The sequence below is a fragment of the Roseateles aquae genome, from assembly GCF_032337115.1.
Classification (GTDB): domain Bacteria; phylum Pseudomonadota; class Gammaproteobacteria; order Burkholderiales; family Burkholderiaceae_C; genus Roseateles_C; species Roseateles_C aquae.
In genome coordinates, this window is sequence record NZ_JAVXZY010000011.1 from 63419 (window position 1) to 85115 (window position 21697).

The 21697-nt window shown below is 68.4% G+C and carries 17 protein-coding genes; 2 read left to right on the forward strand and 15 right to left on the reverse strand.

Annotation, left to right across the window (positions count from 1 at the left end; genetic code table 11):
- Nucleotides 1–78: 78 nt before the first annotated feature.
- Entirely contained in the window at nucleotides 79–630 is a 552-nt protein-coding gene (locus RQP53_RS21185) for a GNAT family N-acetyltransferase (RefSeq protein WP_315652689.1), read from the forward strand.
- Nucleotides 631–648: 18 nt separating this feature from the next.
- On the opposite strand, the gene RQP53_RS21190 is transcribed toward RQP53_RS21185, so the two are convergent.
- From RQP53_RS21190 to RQP53_RS21245, 12 genes are all read right to left on the reverse strand, one after another.
- The gene (locus tag RQP53_RS21190) at nucleotides 649–1716 is read right to left on the reverse strand and encodes a DUF5694 domain-containing protein (RefSeq protein WP_315652690.1); all 1068 of its coding nucleotides are present in this window, start codon (nucleotides 1714–1716) and stop codon (nucleotides 649–651) included.
- A 239-nt stretch (nucleotides 1717–1955) separates the two neighbouring features.
- Entirely contained in the window at nucleotides 1956–3977 is a 2022-nt protein-coding gene (locus tag RQP53_RS21195) for a M13 family metallopeptidase (protein ID WP_315652691.1), read from the reverse strand.
- Between the two features lie 546 nt (nucleotides 3978–4523).
- Entirely contained in the window at nucleotides 4524–5609 is a 1086-nt protein-coding gene (locus tag RQP53_RS21200; RefSeq protein WP_315652692.1) for a hypothetical protein, read from the reverse strand.
- 316 nt (nucleotides 5610–5925) lie between these two features.
- Nucleotides 5926–7308 (reverse strand): sensor histidine kinase, encoded by a 1383-nt coding sequence (locus RQP53_RS21205; RefSeq protein WP_315652693.1) that lies wholly within the window; start codon nucleotides 7306–7308, stop codon nucleotides 5926–5928.
- A gap of 141 nt (nucleotides 7309–7449) precedes the next feature.
- Nucleotides 7450–8796 (reverse strand): sigma-54-dependent transcriptional regulator, encoded by a 1347-nt coding sequence (locus tag RQP53_RS21210; protein WP_315652694.1) that lies wholly within the window; start codon nucleotides 8794–8796, stop codon nucleotides 7450–7452.
- A gap of 57 nt (nucleotides 8797–8853) precedes the next feature.
- Complete coding sequence (locus tag RQP53_RS21215; RefSeq protein ID WP_315652695.1) at nucleotides 8854–10104, reverse strand: FtsX-like permease family protein; 1251 nt, start codon at nucleotides 10102–10104, stop codon at nucleotides 8854–8856.
- Nucleotides 10104–11411, reverse strand: coding sequence for an ABC transporter permease (locus RQP53_RS21220; RefSeq protein ID WP_315652696.1), 1308 nt, complete (start codon nucleotides 11409–11411; stop codon nucleotides 10104–10106). Before RQP53_RS21220 ends, RQP53_RS21215 begins: the two co-directional genes overlap by 1 nt.
- Before the next feature lie 4 nt (nucleotides 11412–11415).
- Nucleotides 11416–12633, reverse strand: coding sequence for an ABC transporter permease (locus RQP53_RS21225; RefSeq protein ID WP_315652697.1), 1218 nt, complete (start codon nucleotides 12631–12633; stop codon nucleotides 11416–11418).
- 22 nt (nucleotides 12634–12655) lie between these two features.
- Entirely contained in the window at nucleotides 12656–13957 is a 1302-nt protein-coding gene (locus RQP53_RS21230) for an ABC transporter permease (protein ID WP_315652698.1), read from the reverse strand.
- A complete protein-coding gene (locus RQP53_RS21235; RefSeq protein ID WP_315652699.1) occupies nucleotides 13957–15261 on the reverse strand; it encodes a TolC family outer membrane protein in 1305 nt (434 codons plus the stop codon). Before RQP53_RS21235 ends, RQP53_RS21230 begins: the two co-directional genes overlap by 1 nt.
- 2 nt (nucleotides 15262–15263) lie before the next feature.
- Nucleotides 15264–15986: an ABC transporter ATP-binding protein gene (locus RQP53_RS21240; RefSeq protein ID WP_315652700.1), complete on the reverse strand. Its 723-nt coding sequence runs from the start codon at nucleotides 15984–15986 to the stop codon at nucleotides 15264–15266.
- An 18-nt stretch (nucleotides 15987–16004) separates the two neighbouring features.
- Nucleotides 16005–17276, reverse strand: a complete 1272-nt coding sequence (locus tag RQP53_RS21245) for an efflux RND transporter periplasmic adaptor subunit (RefSeq protein ID WP_315652701.1) — start codon at nucleotides 17274–17276, stop codon at nucleotides 16005–16007.
- Between the two features lie 237 nt (nucleotides 17277–17513).
- Here RQP53_RS21245 and RQP53_RS21250 point away from each other — a divergent pair, with 237 nt between their 5' ends.
- A complete protein-coding gene (locus tag RQP53_RS21250; protein WP_315652702.1) occupies nucleotides 17514–18977 on the forward strand; it encodes a cytochrome P450 in 1464 nt (487 codons plus the stop codon).
- A gap of 30 nt (nucleotides 18978–19007) precedes the next feature.
- Here the strand turns inward: RQP53_RS21250 and RQP53_RS21255 are convergent, their stop codons facing one another.
- The 3 genes from RQP53_RS21255 to RQP53_RS21265 are packed head-to-tail and all read right to left on the reverse strand — an operon-like array spanning nucleotide 19008 to nucleotide 21696.
- Nucleotides 19008–19913 carry a hypothetical protein gene (locus tag RQP53_RS21255; RefSeq protein ID WP_315652703.1) on the reverse strand — a complete coding sequence of 302 codons (906 nt, stop codon included), beginning with the start codon at nucleotides 19911–19913 and terminating at the stop codon, nucleotides 19008–19010.
- 6 nt (nucleotides 19914–19919) lie between these two features.
- The gene (locus RQP53_RS21260) at nucleotides 19920–20819 is read right to left on the reverse strand and encodes a hypothetical protein (RefSeq protein WP_315652704.1); all 900 of its coding nucleotides are present in this window, start codon (nucleotides 20817–20819) and stop codon (nucleotides 19920–19922) included.
- Nucleotides 20820–20874: 55 nt separating this feature from the next.
- Entirely contained in the window at nucleotides 20875–21696 is an 822-nt protein-coding gene (locus RQP53_RS21265) for an alpha/beta fold hydrolase (protein WP_315652705.1), read from the reverse strand.
- Nucleotide 21697: the final 1 nt, after the last annotated feature.

A 21697-nucleotide genomic window follows, 5' to 3' on the forward strand; every position in this document is an offset into this window, starting at 1 on the left:
CGCGATCATCGGCAGCACATCCCTGCTTGACCACTGCAAAGAGTGACAGGGTGTTGGCATCGCATATGCTGCTAGTCCATGACCCGTTCCGAGCCCATCCCCCATCCCTGCGCCACTGTCGAGCTCCGTCTGATGCACGAGGCCGATCTGCCGGCCTACAAAGCCTTACGCGATGGCATGCTGGAAGGTCATGAAGACGCCTTCACCTCGGACGCGGCCAGCGAGCGCGCCCGCCCGGCGAGCAGCTACCGCAGCCGTCTGGCCAATGGCGAGACCCTGCTGTTCACCCTGCTGGCCTGGCAAGACGGTGCGCTGCTGGGCGCGCTGACCATCGAGCGCGACCAGCGCAGCAAGGTCGCCCACCAGGCCCATCTGGTCGGCATGATGGTCAGCGATGCGGCGCAGGGCCGCGGCATCGGCCGCCGGCTGATGGACGAGGCCCTGCGCCTGCTGCGCCAGGATCAGCGCCTGAGCCTGCTGACGCTCAGTGTCACCGCCAGCAATGCCGGCGCGGTGCGCCTCTACGAAGGCGCTGGCTTCAAGCGCTATGGTCGCCTTGAAGGCGCCATCCGCCTGCCCGACGGCCGGGTGCTGGACAAGGACTTGATGGTGCTGCGGCTGCGCGATTGAGCCGCCAGCCGCTGCGGCCTACTTGAGCACGCTCAAGGGGTCGACGACGTCGACACCCTGCATATCGCCAAGCCAGTGGTCGAACCAGGTCTTGTGCGCCGCGCCGACGATCACCAGCACGCGGGCGCCGGGGCGCTCGCGGAACGTCTCGCGGATATTGGCGACCATGCGCAGATTGCGCACCTCCCAGCCGCCGACCCAGACCTGCGGCGAGCGATGGCTGGCCTGGCCGCGCATCGCCGTGCCGACATTGGCATCGGCGTCGACGCGCAGCGCTGCCGGTGAATTCATCAGCCGGTACAGCGGCAGCAGATCGCTGGCCCGGGCCAGCCCGTCTTCCTGCTGCCGCAGGGCCTTGGCGGCGTCGGTGCCGTTGTTCCAGGCCTGCTGCACGGCGTCCCAGAAGGCCTTCTCGTCCGCGGGCTTGACGTCGATGTTGTCGCCGGTGTGGTTGTCAACCGCGTGGACACGAGTCAGCCCGGCGCCGGCGGCCAACCTGGCGGCAATCAGAAAGCTCTCATTGCGCACTGTCTCCAACTTGCGCAGTCGCTGCACCAGCGCGGCATCCAGGCCATCGCCCTCGCGGCGCTCGGCCTCGGGCAGTTGCAGCCACTGCACATAGGCTGAGGCCTCATCGGCAGCCGCCATGAAGACGGCGGCCAGATGGCGGCGCTCGGCCGGCTTCGGCTGGGCCGGCCAGGCCTTGAGGAGTTCGTGCTGCGCGGCCAGCGCGGCGGGCAGGTCCAGGCCGGTGGCGGTCTGGGCGGCGCGGGTATCGGCACAGTTGAAACCGTCGCCATAGCGTTGCCGGTGGCGACGCATCAGATCGCATTCCTCGCCGGACTGGTGCTCGATGGTGATGATGTCCGGCTTGAAGGCGGCGAGCCGCTGCATCAGTCCGTCCAGCGCCTTGGGATCAAAGCTCTTGGGCAGGCCGTTCAGATGCACGGTGCCCAGCACCAGCACCTGGGCGCGCTGCCCCACCATGCCCTCGTCCATGCGCAACGCGCCGGCCTGTGCGGCCAGGCTGATGCCGAGTGCCACCACCATGGCGCCGAGCTGTCCTGCTCGCTTGATGTGCTTCATTGCTATCGCTTCCTTGTCTGCTCATGCCCTGCCCCAACAGCCAGTCGGCCGCGGGTCTGGCGGCGATTGTGCTGAGTGAGGCCGATGAACAGCAGCGCCCTGCGACACGCCGCAAATCAGGCGGCATGGAACGAAGCAGCCGCCGATGCACACACCCGGCAGGCCATGAAAAACGGCGGGCCTGGGCCCGCCGTTCTCAGTCCATCAGCGCCATCAGCGCCTGGAATTGGCAAAGGCGATTACCAGAGGCGAATGCGCTCGCTGCTGGGCTTGAACATCTGGTCGCCGGACTTGGTGCCGAAGGCCTCGTGGAAGGCATCGCTGTTGACGGCAGCGCCGTTGGCGCGGAACTCGCTGGGCGAATGCGGGTCCGTGGTCAGGCGTTGCAGCGCGGTCTGCTCGCGCGACTTGCTGCGCCAGACCTGCGACCAGCCGATGAAGAAGCGCTGATCGCCGGTATAGCCATCGATCACCTCGGCCGGCTTGCCGCCGAGCGAGCGGCGGTAGGCCTTGAAGGCGACCTGCAGGCCGGACAGATCGGCGATGTTCTCGCCCAGTGTCAGCTGGCCGTTGACATGCTTGCCGGGGATGGGCTCATAACCGTTGTACTGCGCAACCAGCTTGGCCGTCACCGCATCGAAGGCCTTGCGATCGGCCTTGCTCCACCAGTTGCGCAGCTTGCCGTCGGCGTCGAACTGGCTGCCTTCGTCGTCAAAGCCGTGGCTGATCTCGTGGCCGATCACGCCGCCGATGCCGCCGTAATTGACCGCATCATCGGCCTCGGCATTGAAGAAGGGCGGCTGCAGGATGGCGGCCGGGAAGACGATTTCATTGGTGGTCGGCTCATAGTAGGCGTTGACCTGCTGAGGCAGCATGCCCCACTCGCGGCGGTCGACCGGCTGGCCGGCCTTGGCGGCCAGGTACTGCCACTCAAAGCGCTGCGAACGCAGGCGGTTGCCCAGCGCATCCCCGGTACGCACGTCCAGCGCGCTGAAGTCGCGCCAGATTTCCGGATAGCCGATCTTGACCATGATCTTGCCGAGCTTCTCGTGCGCGGCCTTCTTGGTCGGTGCCGACATCCAGCTGAGGCTGTCGACCGACTCGCCAAAGGCAGCGAGCAGATTGCCGACCAGCTGGTCCATCTTGGCCTTGTGGGCGGCCGGGAAGTACTGGGCCACATAGAGCTCGCCCAGCGCCTCGCCGAGCGCGGCATTGACCTGCTCGACACCCTGCTGCCAGCGCGGCCGCTCGGCGCTGGCGCCGCTCAGCGCCACACCGCGCAGCTCGAAGCGGGCCTCGCGCAAGGCCTTGGGCAGCACGCCGGCATGGGCGTCCAGCGTGTGCAGCTTGGCGTAAAGCTTCCAGTCGGCCAGCGGCTCGCGGGCCACCAGGCGGGCCACTTCACGGGCGGTGCTGGGCTGGCCGACGATCAGGCGGTCGATCTTGGCCAGATTGGCCGCGGCCAGCAGGCCCTGCCAGTCCAGGCCAGGGGCGGCCTTGGTCAGCTGGGCCGGCGTCATCGGGTTGTAGGTCTTGGTCGGTTCGCGCAGGCGCACCGGGTCCCAGTGCGCCGCGGCGATCTTGGTCTCCAGCGCCAGCACGCGCTGTGCGGCGGCGGCCGGGTCGGCCTCGCCCAGCGTCGTGGCCAGGGTGGTCAGATAGCGCACATAGGCCTCGCGGGCCTTGGCCATGCGGGCATCGTCGCGCTTCAGGTAGTAGTCACGGCCGGGCAGACCCAGGCCGCCCTGGCTGGCCACCGTGCGGTTGACGGTCGGCTGCTTGAAATCAGCGCCCACATTCAGCTGGATCGGCGTGGCCTGCTGGCCTTGCACCGCGCCAAACCAGGCCGACAGCTGCTTGGCATTGCCGATCGCATCGATGGCCGCCAGCAGCGGCTGCACCGGCGCCAGGCCGGCCTTGTCGATCGCCTCGGTATCCAGGAAGGCCTGGTAGTAGCGGGCGATCTTCTCTTCCTTGCTGCCGGCGGCAGGCTGGCCAGCCAGCAGACTGTCGAGCAGGCTGCGCACGCGCTGGTCCGACAGATCGCGCAGTTCGATGAAAGCGCCATGCACGCCCTTGTCGGCCGGCAGTTCGACCGTCTTCAGCCAATGGCCGTTGACGGCGCCGAACAGGTCGTCCTGCACGCGCACCGTGGCGTCGAAATGCTGCTTGTCGATGCCGGACGGCGCCGCCGACACGGCAAACGCCGCCTGCAGCAGCATGACCAGCGCGCTGCGCTTCAGAAAGGTGGACTTATTCATCTGGAGGGAATGCAGAGTTTGGAGTGCGGCCGCCTGACGACTGTCGAGCAAGGAGAGGCGGCCAAGAAAGGCCGCAAGCGTAAGCGATCGTGCTGACAAGGCCGAAAGTTTTGGGGGCGGCGTACCGACAGGCAGCCACCCCGCACCACTGCTTCACTGCCGCTGGACTCCCCGCCAGCGGCAGTGAATTCCAACTCAATCCGCCCGCGTTAGGGAAGGTCTGCATAAGTCGGCGCGGCCCGTGGCAAGCGCCAGCCAGGGCCTGCCAAGGGCCGAGCCGCGGCTCAGGCTGGTGGCCTGCGCAAGGCTCGCAACACCGGCAGGGCGTGGCTGGTACTTGCCCTGCGGATTGAGAGCAAAGGGGCCCCCACGGGCGTTGTGCTGCTCGGCTGTCGGGCCACCAGCCCGACCTTCGCAGCGCGCCGTAAATCATTGCTGTAGGGCCGCCCCGTTTCTCTCAACCGCGGCCGACGCCGACTTATGTAGACCTTCCTTAGGGCGGCCTCCGGCGCAAACCCCGCCTTCGCGGGGCAGGCCAGAACAGCTTCAAGGAATCGGGCAACGCTTGCTGGGATCACGCAGGCTGCATTGCCATTGCCAATCCACATTGACTTGCTCGATCAGGCTGACGCCAATCGTCACGCCAGGCACGCTCAACTGCAGATTGGCGACATTGCCGGTGATCTGCGTATTGAACGGCTCGCCCGCGCCATAGACGCCCTTCACTACCGCACCCTTGCCGATCTTCAGTGTGAGCTGGCTGTTGGCGATCAAATAGGCCAGGTTGTTGTTGACATACTGGCCGATGGCAAAGGTCTGGCCATTCGGCAGCGTGATCACCTTGTCGGCCGGAATCAGCTGATTCAAGCCGGTCAGGTAATTTTGGTCGCGGCCGAAGAACAAACCGTCCTTGAGCTGCGACAGCGCGCCGGTCACGCCATTGACGATACCCTGATCAATTTTCCCTTCGGCGGTATTAATCAGGATATTGCCGAGGATAGGAAGAATCCAGCTGATATTCGAATCGCAATCGGTAGAGGATCCGACATCGGCATTGACGCCCACCTTGTCGGACAGCAGCCGACCATCCGCCGCACCATACTGACCCGTCACCCGGATATTGGCCAGCGAGGCGTGATTGCTGCAGTCGTACGAGAAAATCCCCCAGCGCTTGCCGCTGAACTGCGTGTAGGCGTCGTAGCTCAGGCCCGTCAGGCTCAGCAGCACCGCGCCATTGCCCTGCGGCTGGATCTGCACCGTCGGATCACCGCTCAGCGAACCGCTGACGAAATTGACCCCCTTGCTGACCGCCGCCTGGCGCATGAAATCGTTCAGCGAACTCTGGAACGCGTACGGCGCCGCCGCCATCTTGCCCGCAAAGCTGCCCAATGGCCCATTCGCCCTGCGGTCTTCGCTGTAACTCAGACTGGCACCGCCATAGCTGACGGTTGCGATGTACTGCGCCGAAACCACCCGCGGCGACCAATCGGCCTGCGCCACTCCAGCGCCGAGCAGCGCCATCATTCCTACAGTCAGACGACCGAGTTTCATCACTGATTTCCCATTCTGAAAGCAAGCCCCGACCGGTGGCCACGCAGCGTATATCGCATGCCCAGCACACCCCGCAGACATTCATTTGCACCCGCCGGTCAAGGCAATTTGGGAAACCCGGGAGCTGAACGGCACCAATCTCAACCTCCCTGATTGATGCGGAATCATCGTCCCAGAAGAGATCTGGCAAGACAGCTGTTAGTTCTAACAGCTTGCCAAGCAAAGGCAATCACCTATCAAATTATTTCCGCAGCAGAAATTCACGGAAATATTTCAAAACGATGAATCGTGAGTTATTCGATGCAATTGTTTTGCAACTTCATCCGCCTGCCTTCGGCGCATGACTTGTAGGCGCGCGTTCGGCGCTACAGCGCCATCGCAAGTCCGCCCGGTGCCCTCACCCCGGCAGCAACAAACTCACCTCCAGCCCGCCGCCCTCGCGGTTGGCCAGCAGAATGCGGCCGCCGTGGGCCTCGGCGATTTCGCGGGCCAGGGCGAGGCCCAGACCGGTGCCGCTGCGCTTGGTCGAGTAAAAGGGCAAGAGCGCCTGGGCCAGCACGGCCTCGCTCATGCCGGGGCCGCGGTCGGCCACGCTGATCCACCATTCGCCGGCCCGGCGGCTGACGGCCAGGCTGACTTGCTCCGGCGGGCCGCCGGCCTCGTGGGCGTTCTTGATCAGATTGATCAGCGCCTGCTCGAGCTGCGCAGCGTCGAAGCGGGCCGTCTCATCGGCCAGCGGTGTGAGCAGCTGGAAGCTGCAGTGGTCGGCCAGGCCGCGCGCAAAGGCAGCCCAGCGCTGCTCACTGATCTGCGGCTGCGGCAGCTTGGCGAATTGCGCATAGCCGGCCAGGAACTGGTGCAGATGGCGGGCGCGCTCGCCGATGCTCTGGAACACCTGCGGCAGGCGCTCGGGCTGGCCGCGCCGCGCCAGCTCGGCGCCGCTGTGGGCCAGCGAGGAGATCGGCGCCAGCGAGTTGTTCAGTTCGTGGCTGATGACGCGGATCACGCGCTTCCAGCTCGCCACCTCCTGGCGCGACAGCTCGCGCGTCATCCGCCGCAGGAGCAGCAGCCGGTAGGGCTGGCCCTGCAGGCTGAGCGCGCGCTGCGACAGATGAAAGCGCTCCTCGATGCCGGCCTCTTCCATCGCGAACAGCTGATCCTGCCCGCTGGCCAGCGCCTCGCGCAGCGCGGCCGGGGCCTCGGCCAGCAACGCGTCCAGCGTGCTGCTGGCCAGGCTGCGGCCACGCGCCAGCAGCTGGCGTGCAGCGAGATTGCCGTAGGCGACCTGGCCGCGATCATCGATCAGCAGCAGCGCCATCGGCGTATGTTGCACCACCGTATCGAGCAGCAGTTCGCGGGTGGCCAGCTGCTGGCGTTGCTGGCGCAGCGCCTGGCCCAGCTCGGCATGCAGGCGCAGCAGCTCGCCCAGCTCGCCACTCTGCCCGGCCGCGCTGATCGACATGCTGTAGTCGCCGTCGCCATAGCTGAGCACCGCGCCCTGCAGCGCGCGCAGCGTGCGCTGCAGCGGCGCGCTGATGGTGCTGGCCAGCCAGATGTAGAGCGGCAGGAGCAGTGCCAGGCTCCAGGCCAGGGCCACCGCGCTCCAGGGCTCGGGCGCCTGCAGCTCCCAGCCCCAGCCCTGGCGCGCCGCGTCCAGCACCTGCGGCAGCGGCCACAGCACCAGCAGCGCATGCACGCCCCAGGCCAGCAGCGCGGCGGCCAGGAACAGCAGCACCAGGCGGCCGTGCAGCGGCAGCACCAGGGCGTGGCGTGACTTCATCGTTGCACCTCAGTCATTCGGGCCGAGCGCCGGGCCGCCCCAAGCCGGCCCGATTTGGCGATGCTTGCCGGCCGCACCGGCAAGCATCGCCGCCCCCTCGGGGGGCCGGCCAAGGCGAGCCTTGGACGAGGGGCTCCACATTCATTCCTTGGCCAGCCCGTAACGCTCCATGCGCCGGTACAGCGCCTGGCGCGACAGACCTAACTGCTGCGCCGCGCGGCTGACGACGCCGCCGGCGGCGTCCAGCGCAGCCAGCACGGTGTCGCGGCTGGGCTCGTCGATATTGCGCGAGGCGGTGCCGGCCAGCGCGGCTTCCAGGCCCAGGTGCTGCACATGGATGGGGCCGCCCTCGCCGGCCAGCAGCGCGGCACGGGCCAGCACGTTCTTGAGCTCGCGCACATTGCCCGGCCAGCTATGCGCCAGCAGCGCCTCGCGGGCGGCCTCGCTGAGCCGGCCGGCTTCGGGCCCGAGGAAATGCTCGGCCAGCGGCAGCACATCGTCGCGGCGCTCGGCCAGCGGCGGCACGCGCAGCTCGATCACATTGAGCCGGTAGAACAGGTCTTCGCGGAAGCTGCCGGCGGCGACCATGGCACGCAGATCGGCATTGGTAGCGCTGAGCACCCGCACCTTGCTCGTGCGCGTGCGGCTGGAGCCCAGGCGCTCGAACTGGCCGGTCTCGAGCACGCGCAGGAGCTTGACCTGGCCAGCCAGCGGCAGATTGCCGATTTCGTCGAGGAAGAGCGTGCCGCCATCGGCCGCCTCGAAACGGCCCTCGCGGGCCTTGACGGCGCTGGTGTAGGCGCCGCTGTCGGCACCGAAGAGTTCGGCCTCGATCAGATCGGCCGGCAGCGCGCCGCAGTTCAGCGCGACAAAAGGCCCCTCGGCCACCCGCGAGTTGGCATGCAGCATGGCCGCCACCCGCTCCTTGCCGCAGCCATTGGGCCCGGTGATCAGCACCGGCAGATCGGCGCGCGCCACCTGGCCGGCCATCTCCATCGTCGCGATCATGGCCTCCGAGGCCAGCACCATATCGCCGAGCTTGAAGCGCTGGCGCAGCGCGGCCAGGCGCTGGCGCCGGGCCTGGCGGTGGCGGCTCAGCTCGCGGCTGGATTCGCTCAGCTCCAGCAGGTTCTCGATGCTGGCCACCAGCTTGGCATCGTCCCAGGGCTTGGCCAGATAGTCGGCCGCGCCGGCCTTGACCAGGGCCACCGCACGCTCCAGCTGGGTCCAGGCGGTGAGCAGGATGAGCGGCAGATCCGGGTAGGCGCGGCGGATGCGCTGGAACAGCGCGGCCCCCTCCTCGCCCGAGGTGGTGTCGGCGCTGAAATTCATGTCCTGGATGACCAGGTCGACCTGCTCGCGCGCCAGCAGGGCCAGGCCCTGCTCGGGGCTGGCGGCGTAGAGCGGCGTGATGTCGTGCAGCGACAGCAGCAGCGACAAGGCCTCGCCGACGCCCGGGTTGTCGTCAATGATCAGAACGGTTCTCATTGGGGCGCGAGCATAGCCGCTGGCAGCCCCCGGCGACCAGTGTGTTGCGGCCGGCGCTCAGGCACGCAGCGCCGCCACCGGCGGCAGCTCGGCGGCGCGGCGGGCCGGGCCGAGCACCGCCAGCTGGCCGAGCAGCAGCAGCGTGCCGGCGCCGACCGGCAGATAGGCCAGCGGCAGCCGCGGCACCTCGTAGCTGAGCATCAGCAACAGATTGATGCCGAAGGCGCCCAGCGTGCCCAGCAACAGGCCGGTGCCGGTGAGCAGCAGATTCTCCAGCTGGAAGTAGTGCAGGATCTGCCGCCGCGTGGCGCCCAGCGCACGGCGCGTGCCTATCATCCGCTGGCGCTGACGCACCCAGAAGCTGGCCAGGCCGACGATGCCCAGCGCCGTGACCACCAGCAGCAGCAGGCAGACCAGGCCGAGCAGCGCGGCCATATAGCGGTCCTGCCGGAAATAGGCCTCGCGCTGCTCGGCAAAGGGCCGGGCGCTGGCCAGCAGGCGGCGGCCGCCCTCGGCGTCGAGCCGCGCGGTGGCGGCCTTGAGCAGCGTGTCCTGCTGCGCGGGGTCGACACGCAGCAGGTAGAGGCCGGTGGAGAAATCGGTGCGCAGCGGCACGATCAGGCTGCCCGGCCCCTGGCTGCGCAGATCGCTGGGGCGGGCGCGGATCAGCTCATCGACGATGCCGATCACCTGCACCGGCTCCGGCCCGCCCGGATAGATCTCGCGCCCCAGCGCCGACTCGCCCGGGAACAGCTGCTGGGCCAGCGCCTTGTTGATCAACGCCACGCGGACCTTCTGGCCTTCGTCGGCCCGCACCTGGGCGATCGTGCGGTATTCGTCGGGCCTGAAGTCGCGCCCCTCGATCAGGCGCACGCCCATGCTCTGCAGCCAGCCTTCGCCCACGTTGTACCAACCGACATTGAAGCCGCCGCTGGCGTCATCGGCGCGCACCGACACGCCGCCACTGCTGGAATGGTTGCCAAAGGGCAGCTGGTTGACCAGGGCCGCGCTCTGCACGCCGGGCAGCGCGCGCAGCAGGGCCAGGTCTTGCGTGCTGATGGCATCGAGATCCTGGCCCTTGGCATAGCTGCTGTAGCGCAGCACCAGCAGGCCGGCTTCCTGCAGGCCGCTGGGAATCTGCATGGCAGCCAGACGCTGGCCGATCAGGAACACCGCATTGCTGATGATGGCGCAGCTGAGCGCCACCTCGAGCACGATCAGGCCGGCCGCCGTCTTGTGGCGCAGGAGACTGCTGAAGATGGGGCGCAGATGCAGCAGCACCTGCAGGGATGAGGGCAGGCGAATCATCACTGCGCTTTCAGATGGAGGGCGGGCGGCACGCCAGCGGCGCGCCAAGCCGGCAGCACGCCAGCCAGCAGGCTGGCAATCACGGCCACGGCCAGCGTGGCCAGCAGCATGGGCAGGTCGAGCGCGGCCAGCCGGGCATAGTCGCTCGGGCTCTGGCGCACGCCCATCAGGCCCAGCCAGGCCAGCGCCAGGCCGAGCAGGCCACCAAACAGGCCGAGCAGGCCGGCCTCGACCAGGAACTGGCTGAAGATGGCCGCGCGGCTGGCCCCCAGCGCGCGGCGCAGGCCGATCTGCGGCGCCGCCCGCAGGCAGCGCGACAGCAGCAGGCCCACGGTGTTGAGCAGGCAGACCAGCAAGAAGCCCAGCGCCAGCCACAGCTGCAGCCGCACATCGCCGGGCAGCACCTGCTTGTAGCGCAGCCAGTCCTGCACATTGCGCAGCCGCGCATTCGGCGCCCGTTCGAAGCGGCCGGCCGCCTGCTGGCGGGCCGAGTATTCATTCAGGTAGGCCAGAAAGGCCGGCGCCTCGGCCGCGCTGTCCAGCTCGACCCAGTACTGGATCCAGCTGCAGGCGGCGTTCAGCGCACGCGGATCGTTCAGCCGGTCACGCGCCCAGCAGTTCATCGAGCCGCTGCGCGGCAGCACCAGCTCGTGCGCGGTGGACAGCGGCAGATAGACATCCTCGGGCTCGACATACTCGCCGAAAAACACATCGTAGAAATGCGGCACCGGGCGCCAGGCACCGAGCACGCCGATGACGCGGAACTCGCTGTCCTGCAGGCGCAGGCTGCGGCCCAGCGGATTGGCGCTGCCATAGAGCTGCTCGGCCAGCTGGCTGCTGATCACGGCGACGCGGGCATGCTGGGCGTCGTCTTCGGCCGTCCAGCCGCGGCCCTGGGCGAAGGGCGCGCCGAACATCGCGAAGAAGTCGGCCGAGCTGTAGCGCGCGTCGACCCGGCGCGGCTTTTGCGCAGCGGGCCCGTCGATCTCGGCGACGATGCCGCCGCCGGCCATCATCGCCTGATGACGGGCGCGGCCTTCACGCAGCAGCGCTTCGGCGTCAAAGCGGGTCAGCTGCTGTTCGGGCTCGCCGCCGGCGCGCTGGCTGGCCAGCGGGCCGACATCAAGCTGCACATTGAAGACACGCTCGCCGCGGCCCGGCAGCGGATCGGCCGAGAGCACGTGGTAGACGGTCAGCGTCGTCATGCTGGCGCCTATGCCCAGGCCGATGGCCAGCACCATCAGCGCGGTGACGGCCTTGTTGCTGCGGAAGCTGCGCAGCGCCAGCTCCAGGTAGTAGCCGAACATGGTCTCAAGCGCCTCGCAGCGCCGCCACCGGCGGCAGCGCCGCGGCGCGACGGGCCGGCGACCAGACGGCCAGCTGGCCCAGCGCCCACAGCGCCAGCGCGCTGACCGGCACATAGACGAGCGGCAGCCGCGGCATCTCGTAGAACTTCATCAGCATCAGGCTGATGCCAAAGGCCGCCGCGACGCCGAGCACGATGCCCATGGTCGAGAGCAGGAAGTTCTCGGCCTGGAAGTAGCGCAGGATCTGGCCGCGGGTGGCGCCGAGCGCGCGGCGGGTGCCAATCATCTTGGTGCGCTGCTGCACCCAGAAGCTGGCCAGGCCGACGATGCCGAAGGCGGTGACGATCAGCAGCGCGATGCAGACGCTGATCAGGAGCCAGACCATGAAGCTGTCCTGCCGGTAATAGGCCTCGCGCATGTCCGAGAGCTTGTTCTTCTCGCGGACGATGCGCAGCGGATCGTTCTGGGCCAGCGCCGCGATGGCCGCCTTCATCACGCGATCGCGCGCTTCCGGGCTGGTGCGCAGCAGGAAGTTGCCGCTGCGATAGCTGGGCCGCTCCGGACTGAACACCGCGTAACGGCCTTGCTCCCCATCACCGGTGGGCTGGGCGGAAATCAGCTGCTCCAGCACGCCGACCACACGCTTGGGCACATCGCCATCGGTGTAGATGGACTTGCCCAAGGCATCACCGTTGAACAGGCGGTCGGCCAGGGCCTTGTTGATGACGATGGCCTTGACCGGATTGCCGTCGTCTTCGCCATCCACACTCTCGTCGCGATATTCATCGGCCGTGAAGTCACGGCCGGCGATCAGCTTGAGCCCCAGCGTCTGCAGCCAGCCCTCGCTACCGCGGTAAGTTGATACGTTGATGCCGATTTCGTTCTCGTCGGCGGTCAGCTTGGCGCTGGTCATTTGGTGGGAGTCACCGAAGGGCACGGTGCTGATCATCGTGCGCGCCTTGACGCCCTCGACCTTCTCCAGCGCCTGCAGATCGGCCCGGGTCAGGGCCACGAAGTTGGGGTTGGGCGTCAGGCTGGAGATGCGCAGGCTGATGATCTCCTGCTCGGCCAGGCCGCTGGGCGCATTGATGCGCTCCAGGCGCTGGAAGATCATGAACAGCGCGTTGCTGACGATGGCGCAGGTCAGCGCCACCTGCAGCACGATCAGGCCGGCGGCGGTCTTGTGACGCTTGAGCGTCGCGAGGATGGGCATCAGGTCCATGGTGGTGTCGCTTTCTAGTCGCTCACTGGGTCTTCAACTGGATGGCCGGCATCACCTGGCAGGCGCGCCAGGCAGGCAAGAGGCCGGCGATCAGGCTGGCCAGAAGGGCCAGTCCGAGGGTGGTGGCCAGCATCGGCAGATCCAGCTCGATCAGCCGGGCGTACTGGCTGCCGCCATGACGCACGCCCCAGAGGCCCAGCAAGGTCAGGCCCAGGCCCAGCAGGCCGCCAACCAGGCCCAGGCTGCCCGCCTCGACCAGGAACTGCTTGAAGATCTCTCGCCGCGAGGCGCCCAGCGCCCGGCGCACGCCGATATCGCCGGAGCGGCGCAGGCATTTGGCCAGCAAGAGGCCGACGGTATTGGTCAGGCAGACGGCCAGGAAGCCGAAGGCCAGCCAGAGCTGCAGGCTGATGTCGTCAGGCACGACCTGTTTCTTGCGCAACCAGCTCATCACATCGCTGAGCACCGCGCGGCTGGGCCGCTCGAAGCGGCCGGCCTCGCGTTGACGGTCCGAGTAGTTCATCAGGTAGTCGTGATAGGCGCTCACCTGCGCCGGCGTGTCCAGCTGCACCCAGTACTGCAGCCAGCCGCAGGGCGCATTGACGCCACGCGGGTCGCCCGTGACATTGCCCCAGCACCACATGCTGCCCATGGCGCCAAAGCGCAGCTCCTGCGAGGTCGAGAAGGGAATGAAGACCTTTTCCAGCTCGCCGAAGCTGCCTATCGTCAGGTCATAGAAATGCGGCACCGGCTGCCAGTGGTCGAGCACGCCGACGATGCGGAAATCCTTGCCGCGCAGGCGGATGTTCTTGCCCACGCTGTTGGCGCCGCCGAACAGCTCATCGTTCAAGGAGCGGGTGATCACGGCGACGCGGTCCTTGGCCTCGTCCTCGGTCTTGCTCCAGCCGCTGCCGTACTGGAAGGGCGTGTCGAACATGGCGAAGAAATCGGCGCTGGTGAAGCGGCCCTGGCTGAAGAAGGAGGCCTTGCCCTGGCCCTCCGGCGTGATGGCCACGTTGCCGGCCGTCATCACCGCCTGGTGCACGCCCTTGGCATCGCGCAGCAGCGCCTCGGCGTCAAAGCGGGTCAGCTGGTCGGCCGGCTCGTCGCCGGGCTTGAAGCCGCGCAGCGGCTGCGAGTCCAGCTGCACGTAGAACAGCTTGTCGCTCTTGCCCGGCACCGGATCGGCGCTGAGCACGTGAAAGACCGTCAGCGTCGTCATGCAGGCGGCCACGCCCATGGCCAGCGTCAGCAGCATCAGCGCCGTCAGGCCGGGGCTGCGGCGGAAGCTGCGCAGCGCGAGTTCGAAGTAATAGCCAAGCATCAGGTGTTCTCCATCAGCAATTGATTGACCTGGGCCAGCTCGGCTTCACCGAGCCGCCCGGCCGCCTGTTGCAAGAGCAGTGTGGCCAGCACATAGCGGTGCCGCGCCTGCTGCAGCGCGTTCTGCGCGTTGGACTGGGTTTGAATCGCCAGCAGCAGATCGGTCATGCTGCGGGTGCCCAGGGTCTGGCCGGCGCGCGTGGCGGCCAGCATCTGGTCGGCCGCCTTGACGGCCGCCTGCCCGCTGGCGATCTGCAGCAGACTGGTCTGCACCGCCTGGTACTGGGCCTGCGTCTCGCGCACCAGAGCGCGGCGGCTGACTTCCATGTCCTCACGCGCTGCATCGCGCTGGTAAACCGCCTGGCGCTTCTGCGACTCGGTGGCGCCGCCGGCGAACAGCGGAATGTTCAGGCGCAGCGCCACGGTGCTGACCATGCGGCCGGCGTCGGCCGGCGCCACGGCACTGCCGCTGCGCCGTTCGCTGTCCAGGCCCAGGCTCAGCGTGGGCAGATGGGCAGCACCGGCGGCAGCAATGCGCTGCTCGCTGGCGCGCAGCTGCAGCGCATAGGCCTGCAGTGTCGGGTTGCCTTGCAGCGCCTGCTCCACCCAGGCCTGCGCGTCCTGCGGCGCCGGCGGCTGAGCCTGCAGCAGCGCCGTCAGCGGCTTGAGCTTGCCGGGCATCTGGCCGGTCAGCTGGGCCAGGGCCTCGCGGGCATCGGCCAGCGCCTCGCGGGCCTGCAGCGTGCCGCCGCGGGCCAGCTCGCGGTAGGCCCGCGCCTGGTCGACATCCAGCTGGGCCGACAAGCCGGCCTCGAAGCGGCTCTGCGCCTGTGCCACCTGCTGGGCAAAAGCGTCTTCATTGGCGATTGCCGTGGCCAGGCTGGCCTCGGCCGAGAGCACGCCGAAATAGACGCTGGCCACGCGAGCGCAGAGCTGCTGCTCGGCGGCGCGCACGCGGGCGTCCTGGGCCGAAAGCTGGGCCTCGGCAGCGTCCCAGCTGCGCAGCTTGCCCAGATCGATCAGCACCTGGCTGACGCGGCTGTTCAGGTCTTGCGTGCGGCCGCCGTCCTGCTGGGCACGGCTGTCGCTGTAGTCCAGCGACCACTGCGGCAGCAAGGCCGCACGGGCCTGGGTGGAGAGTTCCTGCTGCTGGCCGCGCTGGGCGGCGGCGCCGGCCAGCACTGGATCGCTGGCGCGCGCCTGGGCATAGACCTGCAAGAGGTCTTCGGCGCGGGCGCTGACACTGAGCGTCAGCACCGCCGCCAGCACCCAGCTGACGCGCCGGGGAAAACAAACGCCTTTCATCATCAGCTCACCGCGGCCACATGGCCCTTCAGCAGGGCCGGGTCCAGATGCAGCTCGGCGGCGATGTCGACCACCTGGCCGTCGATCACATGGACGTTGCGCTGAGCGCGGGCGGCCAGCTGCGGGTCGTGGGTGACCATGACGATGGTGGCGCCTTCGCGATGCAGCTCTTCCAGCAGGTCCATCACGCTGCGCGCCATGCTGCTGTCCAGATTGCCGGTCGGCTCATCGGCCAGCAACAGCTTGGGTTCACCGGCCAACGCGCGGGCAATCGCCACACGCTGCTGCTGGCCGCCCGACAGCTCGGCCGGATAGTGCTTGGCCCGGGCCGACAGGCCGACACGCGCCAGCGCATCGGCGGCATGCTGGCGACGCTCGGCCGCGCCCATGCCGCGATAGCGCAGCGGCACCTCGATGTTGTCCAGCACGTTCAGATCGGGGATCAGATTGAAGGCCTGGAAGATGAAGCCGATCTTCTGGTTGCGGATCTTGGAGCGGGCGTCGTCGTTCATGCCGCTGACATCAACGCCATCGAGCTCATAGCGGCCACCGCTGAAGGCCTCGAGCAGGCCGGCGATGGTCAGAAAGGTGGTCTTGCCCGAACCGGAGGGGCCGGTGACGGCGACAAACTCGCCCTGCTTGACCTCGAGATTGAAATTGCGCAGGGCATAGGTCTCGACCATCTCGGTGCGGTAGACCTTGGACAGCGATTGCATCTTCAGCATGGTTTCTCTCCTCTGGGTTCAATTCGAAATCGCGACGCGCTCGGCGCCATGGAAACTGTCGGCGCCCGAGATGACGACGCGCTCGCCGGCCTTCAGGCCTTCAAGCACCTCGACCTTGGACAGGCTTTGCACGCCCAGGCGGATGGCGCGCTTGCTGGCCACGCCGTCCTGCAACACATAGGCCCAGCGGCCGCCGCCCTCTTCGATGAAGCTGCCGCGCGGCAGCGTCAGCACGCGATCACGCTGGTCCAGCAGCACGCTGACCGAGAGGCGCTGGTTCTGGCGCAGCTGCTCGGGCAGCTTGCCTTCGAAGCGCAGCCGCGCCGCCACCTCGTTATTGACGACCTCGGGCGAGATCGAGCTGACCACGCCCTTCCACTGCTGGCCATTGCCGCTGATCTTGCCGGGCATGCCGGGCTGCAGCTCGCGGGCGAAGCTCTCGGCCACTTGCATCTGCACTTCCAGTGCGCTCAAGTCCACGACCGACAGCAGCTTGGCATCCTTGGCCACGCTCATGCGGTCGGTGACGAAGAGCTGGCCGACCTGGCCATCGACCGGCGAGCGCAGGTTCAGCTCGTCGAGCTGGCGCTCCAGATCGCGCACCTGCAGCTGCTGGCGCTCAAAGGCCTGGCGCTTGGCGGCCAGCTCGAACTTGGAGGCATCGTCCTTCAGGTTCAGCAGATCGCGGGCCTGCTTCAGCGCGACCTCGGCGCGGGCCACGCCATCACGGGCCTGCTCGACCTGCATGGCCGCGGTGGCGCCGGCCGCGAAGGCCTGCTGCTGGCGGGCCAGATCGTTCTTGGCCGTCGTGTGGTTGATCAGCGCGGTATCGAGATTGCTCTGCGCCTGGGCGCGCTGCTGGCGGATATCGGCCTCGGCGCGCAGGGCCTCGCTCTTCAGCGCGTCGGCGTTGGAACGCTCCTGGGCCAGCCGCGCGACCAGCTCCGGGCTGACCAGCTTGAGCAAGACCTGACCCTTCTTGACCTGGTCGCCGGCCTGCACCGCCAGCGTCACCGTGCCGGCATTGCCGGCATACAGCGTCGGGCTGACGGCGGCCACCACCTTGCCCTCGCCGGCCACATCGCGCACCAGCGGGCCGACTTCGGCCGCGGCGACGTTCAGTCGCGAAGCGCTGATCGACTGGCCGATGGACAGGCTGGCGGCCAGCTTGGGCACGCCCCAGGCGGCCAGGCCGACGGCAGCCGCCGCACCGGCCCACAGGGCCAGACGACGACGCCCGCCGCGCTGTGGGGTCAGAACCTGGTCTTGGGCAGAGGTATCTCGGATCATGGAAGAGGTGGCTTGGCTGAGCCCGGACAGCGGGCGACGGCCTGAAGATCGCAAGCCTCGTGCCAGCCACGGCAGCCGGTCGTTTTCCTTGTCGATCAATGACTTAGCGCTTCTAGCCCGGCGGCAAATGTGTCCGCGGACAGTGGCCGGACAGGCTGTCCGGACAAGCGCGGCGGACATTGTGCACAGCGCGCCCCGCCCGGCCGGCTACCATCGCCGCAGACCACGGGGAGCCAGATGAACACAATCAGCACCGAGCCCGGCGCCACCGCCTTGCGTCGCTATGAAGACCTGCCCAGCCCGCCGGCGCTGCCCATCGTCGGCCATCTGCTGTCGCTGGACCGGCCGCGGCTGCACCAGCAGATGGAAGCCTGGGCACGGCAGTACGGGCCGCTGTACCGGCTGCGCCTGGGGCGCTTCAGGCTGATGGTGGTGGGCGAGCACAAGCTGGTGGCCCAGGTGCTGCGCGACCGCCCCGATGGCTTTCGCCGCACCGAACGGCTGGGCATGATCTGGACCGAGATGGGCCTGCCGGTCGGCGTCTTCGGCGCCAACGGCGAGGCCTGGGCACGCCAGCGCCGCATGGTCATGGCCAGCTTCGACCCGGCCCATGTGCGCCACTACTTTCCCTCGATGCTGAAGGTGGCCGAGCGGCTGCGCCGCCGCTGGCAGGGCATGGCCGAGCGCGGCGAAGCCATCCAGCTGCAGCCGGAGCTGATGCGCTACACGGTGGACACCATCGCCGGCCTGGCCTTTGGCGCCGAGGTCAACACGCTGGAGTCCGACGAGGACATCATCCAGCAGCACCTCGACAAGATCTTCCCCGCGCTGTTCCGCCGCATCCTGACCCCGCTGCCCACCTGGCGCTGGTGGCCCAGCCAGGCCGACCGCGAGCTCAAGCAAAGCATCCCCGCGGTGCTGGCCGCGGTGGACGGTTTCATCGCCGCCGCCCGCGCCCGCATGGCCGCCGATCCGGCCCGGCGCGAACAGCCCGCCAATCTGTTGGAGGCGATGATCAAGGCCGCCGACGAGCCCGGCAGCGGCATCCAGGACGGCGATGTGGCCGGCAATGTGCTGACCATGCTGCTGGCCGGCGAGGACACCACGGCCAACAGCCTGGCCTGGCTGATCGAGCTGCTCTGGCAGCATCCCGAATGCCTGGCCCGGCTGGAACAGGAACTGGCCACCGAGCTGACTGGCAGCGAAGCGCCAACGCTGGAACAGCTGGGTCGGCTCGACTACCTGGAAGCCTGCATCCACGAGTCCATGCGGCTCAAGCCGGTGGCGCCGCAGATCCCGCTGCAGGCGCTGCGCGACACCCAGATCGGCGATGTGCAGGTGCGTGCCGGCCAGATCGTCATCAGCCTGATGCGCAGCGACAGCGTCAGCGAGCAGCACCTCAAGGACGCCAGCCGCTTCCTGCCCGAGCGCTGGCTCAGCGCGGGCGGCGACAGCGGCGAGTCCGCCGCGCCTGGGCTGCAAGCCAGCGCCGCCAAGCGCATCGCCATGCCCTTCGGCGCCGGCCCGCGCATCTGCCCCGGCCGCTATCTGGCCCTGCTGGAAATGAAGCTGGCCATGGCCACGCTGCTGCGCCACTTCCGCATCGGCAGCGTCGACACCCCCGACGGCCAAGCCGCCGCCGAGCTGCTGGCCTTCACGATGACGCCGGTGGGCCTGAGCATGCGGCTGAAGCCACGCTGACCGCCTGACTGCGATCCGCGTGGCCGGCGTTCAGGGCGCTGCCACAGGCAGCAAACGCCCCTTGAGCAGCGGATGCCAGAGCCTGGCCTCATGCAGCGGCGTCTGCGCCGGCAAGTCCGGGTTGGCCAGCACGATCCAGCGGCGTTCGGCCAGGCGGGCGCGGGCCACCGCCGGGCCCAGCACGCGTTCGAACAGCGCGGCAAAGCTGCCGTCGGCCAGCACCAGCTCCCAGCCGGCATGCAGGCGGCCAAGCAGCTCGGGCCGATGCCGGCCGACGAAGAAGTGCGAGGCCGCCGGATAGGCGATCAACCAGTCGTCGAGCACGCGGCAGTCGGGCAGCGGCTCGACGATGGCCTGCGCCTCGGTCACGCCCAGGGCAAACAGGTCGGCGCGACCGCGGCGCAAGGCTTCGGGGAAGAGCTCCAGCCGCGGCAGGCTTTGCACCTGCAGGCCATTGGCCTGCAGCACCGCCAAATCGGGCCAGCCACTGACCTGGGCGATGCGCTCGCGGCGCAGTGCCGCCAGATCCGGCAGGGCCGACAGCTCAGCGCTGCGCCGTTTCAGCGCGATGGGCAGCCGCACGCCGAGCAGACCGCGATGCAGGCAAACGCGCAGCGGCTCGGCCAGCGCCTCGTGCTCGCGCGAGGTCAGCGCGACGGCGAGATCCAGATCGCCGGTGGCCAGCTGCCGGAACGAGCGCGCCTGGCTCATCGGCGGCTGCTCCATCAAGCGGTAAGGGCCGAACTCCGCCGCGGTCTTGTCGAGCAACAGACGCAGGACTTCCAGCTCGTAGCGAAAGATCGCCGGCGCGCCCGGGCGCAGGTCGATGCCGTGGCGGATCTCCAGCATGGGCTGGGCGCCGCAGCGCAGTGCCGGCCAGGCCAGCGCGGCGGTCAGCAGGCGCCGGCGCGGCAACGAGGCAGCAGCGCGGCTCATGCTGACTCAAGCCTTGCCAGCGCGGTAGAGCCGCTCGCGCACCAGCGGATGCCAGAGCCGTTTGTCCTGCAGCGGCAGGCTGTCCAGCGGCAGATCGGGGTTGTTCAAGGCCAGCCAGCGGCGCTGCGCCAGCCGTGCCCGGGCCACCTCGGGCCCGGCCCATTGCTCGAACAGCGCAAAAAAGCTGCCGTCGGACAGGGCCAGGTCCCAGCCCTCACGCAGGCGCTCGGCCAGTTCGGGGCGCTTGCTGTTGACGAAAAAGTAGTACACCGAGGGGTAGGCCAGCGCCCACTGCTCCAGCACCTTGATGCCACGCATCGGCTCGACGATGCCGTGCGCCTCGTCGGCCGCCAGCGCGAACAGATCGAAGCGGCCCAGGCGCAGCATGTCCTCGAACAATTCCAGCCGCTGGATGCGCTGCAGCTTGAAGCCATTGCGCTCCAGCACCTGGCTGTCCGGCCAGCTCTCGACCTGGGCAAAACGCAGCTGCCGCACGGTGGACAGGTCCGCCACCGCGTCCAGCTCCAGGCGGCGCGCATGCAGACCGATCGGCAGGCGGATGCCGTTGAGGCCCCGGCGCAGGCAGACACGAATGGGAATGGCTGCCGCTTCACGCGCCTGCGAACTCATGCTGGCCCAGACGTCCAGCTCGCCCTGCTGCAGCTGCAGCAAAGCCCGGCTTTGCGTGCCCGATTCCACGTGCTGCAGCTGGTAGGCGCCGTGGCGCGGCATTGTCTTGTCCAGCAGCAGCTTGAGAACGGAGAAACGATAGCTGCGCGGCTGGCCGAGATCGATCAGGCTGTGGCGGATCAGCTGCGGCTCGGCCGCCCGCGCCGGCGCGCACAGCGAGAGGCCGCCAAGCACTCCCGCGCTGATCAGCGTGCGCCGCGACGGGCCGAGGCTCACAAGCACTCCACGGGCCGGCAGCCCGCCGCATCAGCCTTCGGCGCGGGGCAGATCTTCAAGCGCAATCCTCCAGAAATGCATGGCACAGCGCGATCACCCGCTCGGGCTGATCACGCTGTGGTGAATGGCCGCATTGTTCCAGCGCCAGCACCCGTGCACGGCTGCAGAGTTTCCCTATCGTCTCGATCTGCGCCAAAGTACCGTATTCGTCATCCACCCCCTGCAGCGCCAGCACCGGGCAGCGGATCGCGGCCACCTCGGCCTCGATATTCCAGTGTTCAAAATCCGGCCGCAGCCAGGCCTCGTTCCAGCGGTAGAAGGCCAGATCGGCATCGGCGTGCCGACGGGCCAACGCCTCCCGCAACTCGCTGCCCGGCGCCTCGTAGGCACGGCGCACCTCGCGCAAGCCCTGCAGCGTCAGCGGCTCGACGAAGAGATGCGGCGCCATCGCCACCACTGCCGCGACGCGATCGGGAAAGGCCGCTGCAAACAGCAGCGCCAGGCTGGCGCCATCGCTGTGCCCGAACAGCAGCAGGCGCTCTTGCTGCAGGCCCAGCGCATCGAACAAGGCCGGCAGCTGCTCGCGGGCCTGGCGCTGCAGATAGTCGACCGGCCAGTCGCGCTCGCCGGGCAGCGCCGTGCTGCGGCCATAGCCGGGACGCGAATAAACCAGGCCGCGGCAACCCAGCGCCTCACACAGCTGCTGCGGGAAATCGCGCCACTGGCCCAGGCTGCCCAGGCCTTCGTGAAGAAACACGATCAGCGGTGCCGCGGCCCGCGGTGCCGAGGGCTGCAGCCACTGGCATTCGACCTGCAACACCGCCTCAGCCGCCACACCGGGCAGGCGCAAGGCCTGTAAAAACGGGGTTTCTGCCATG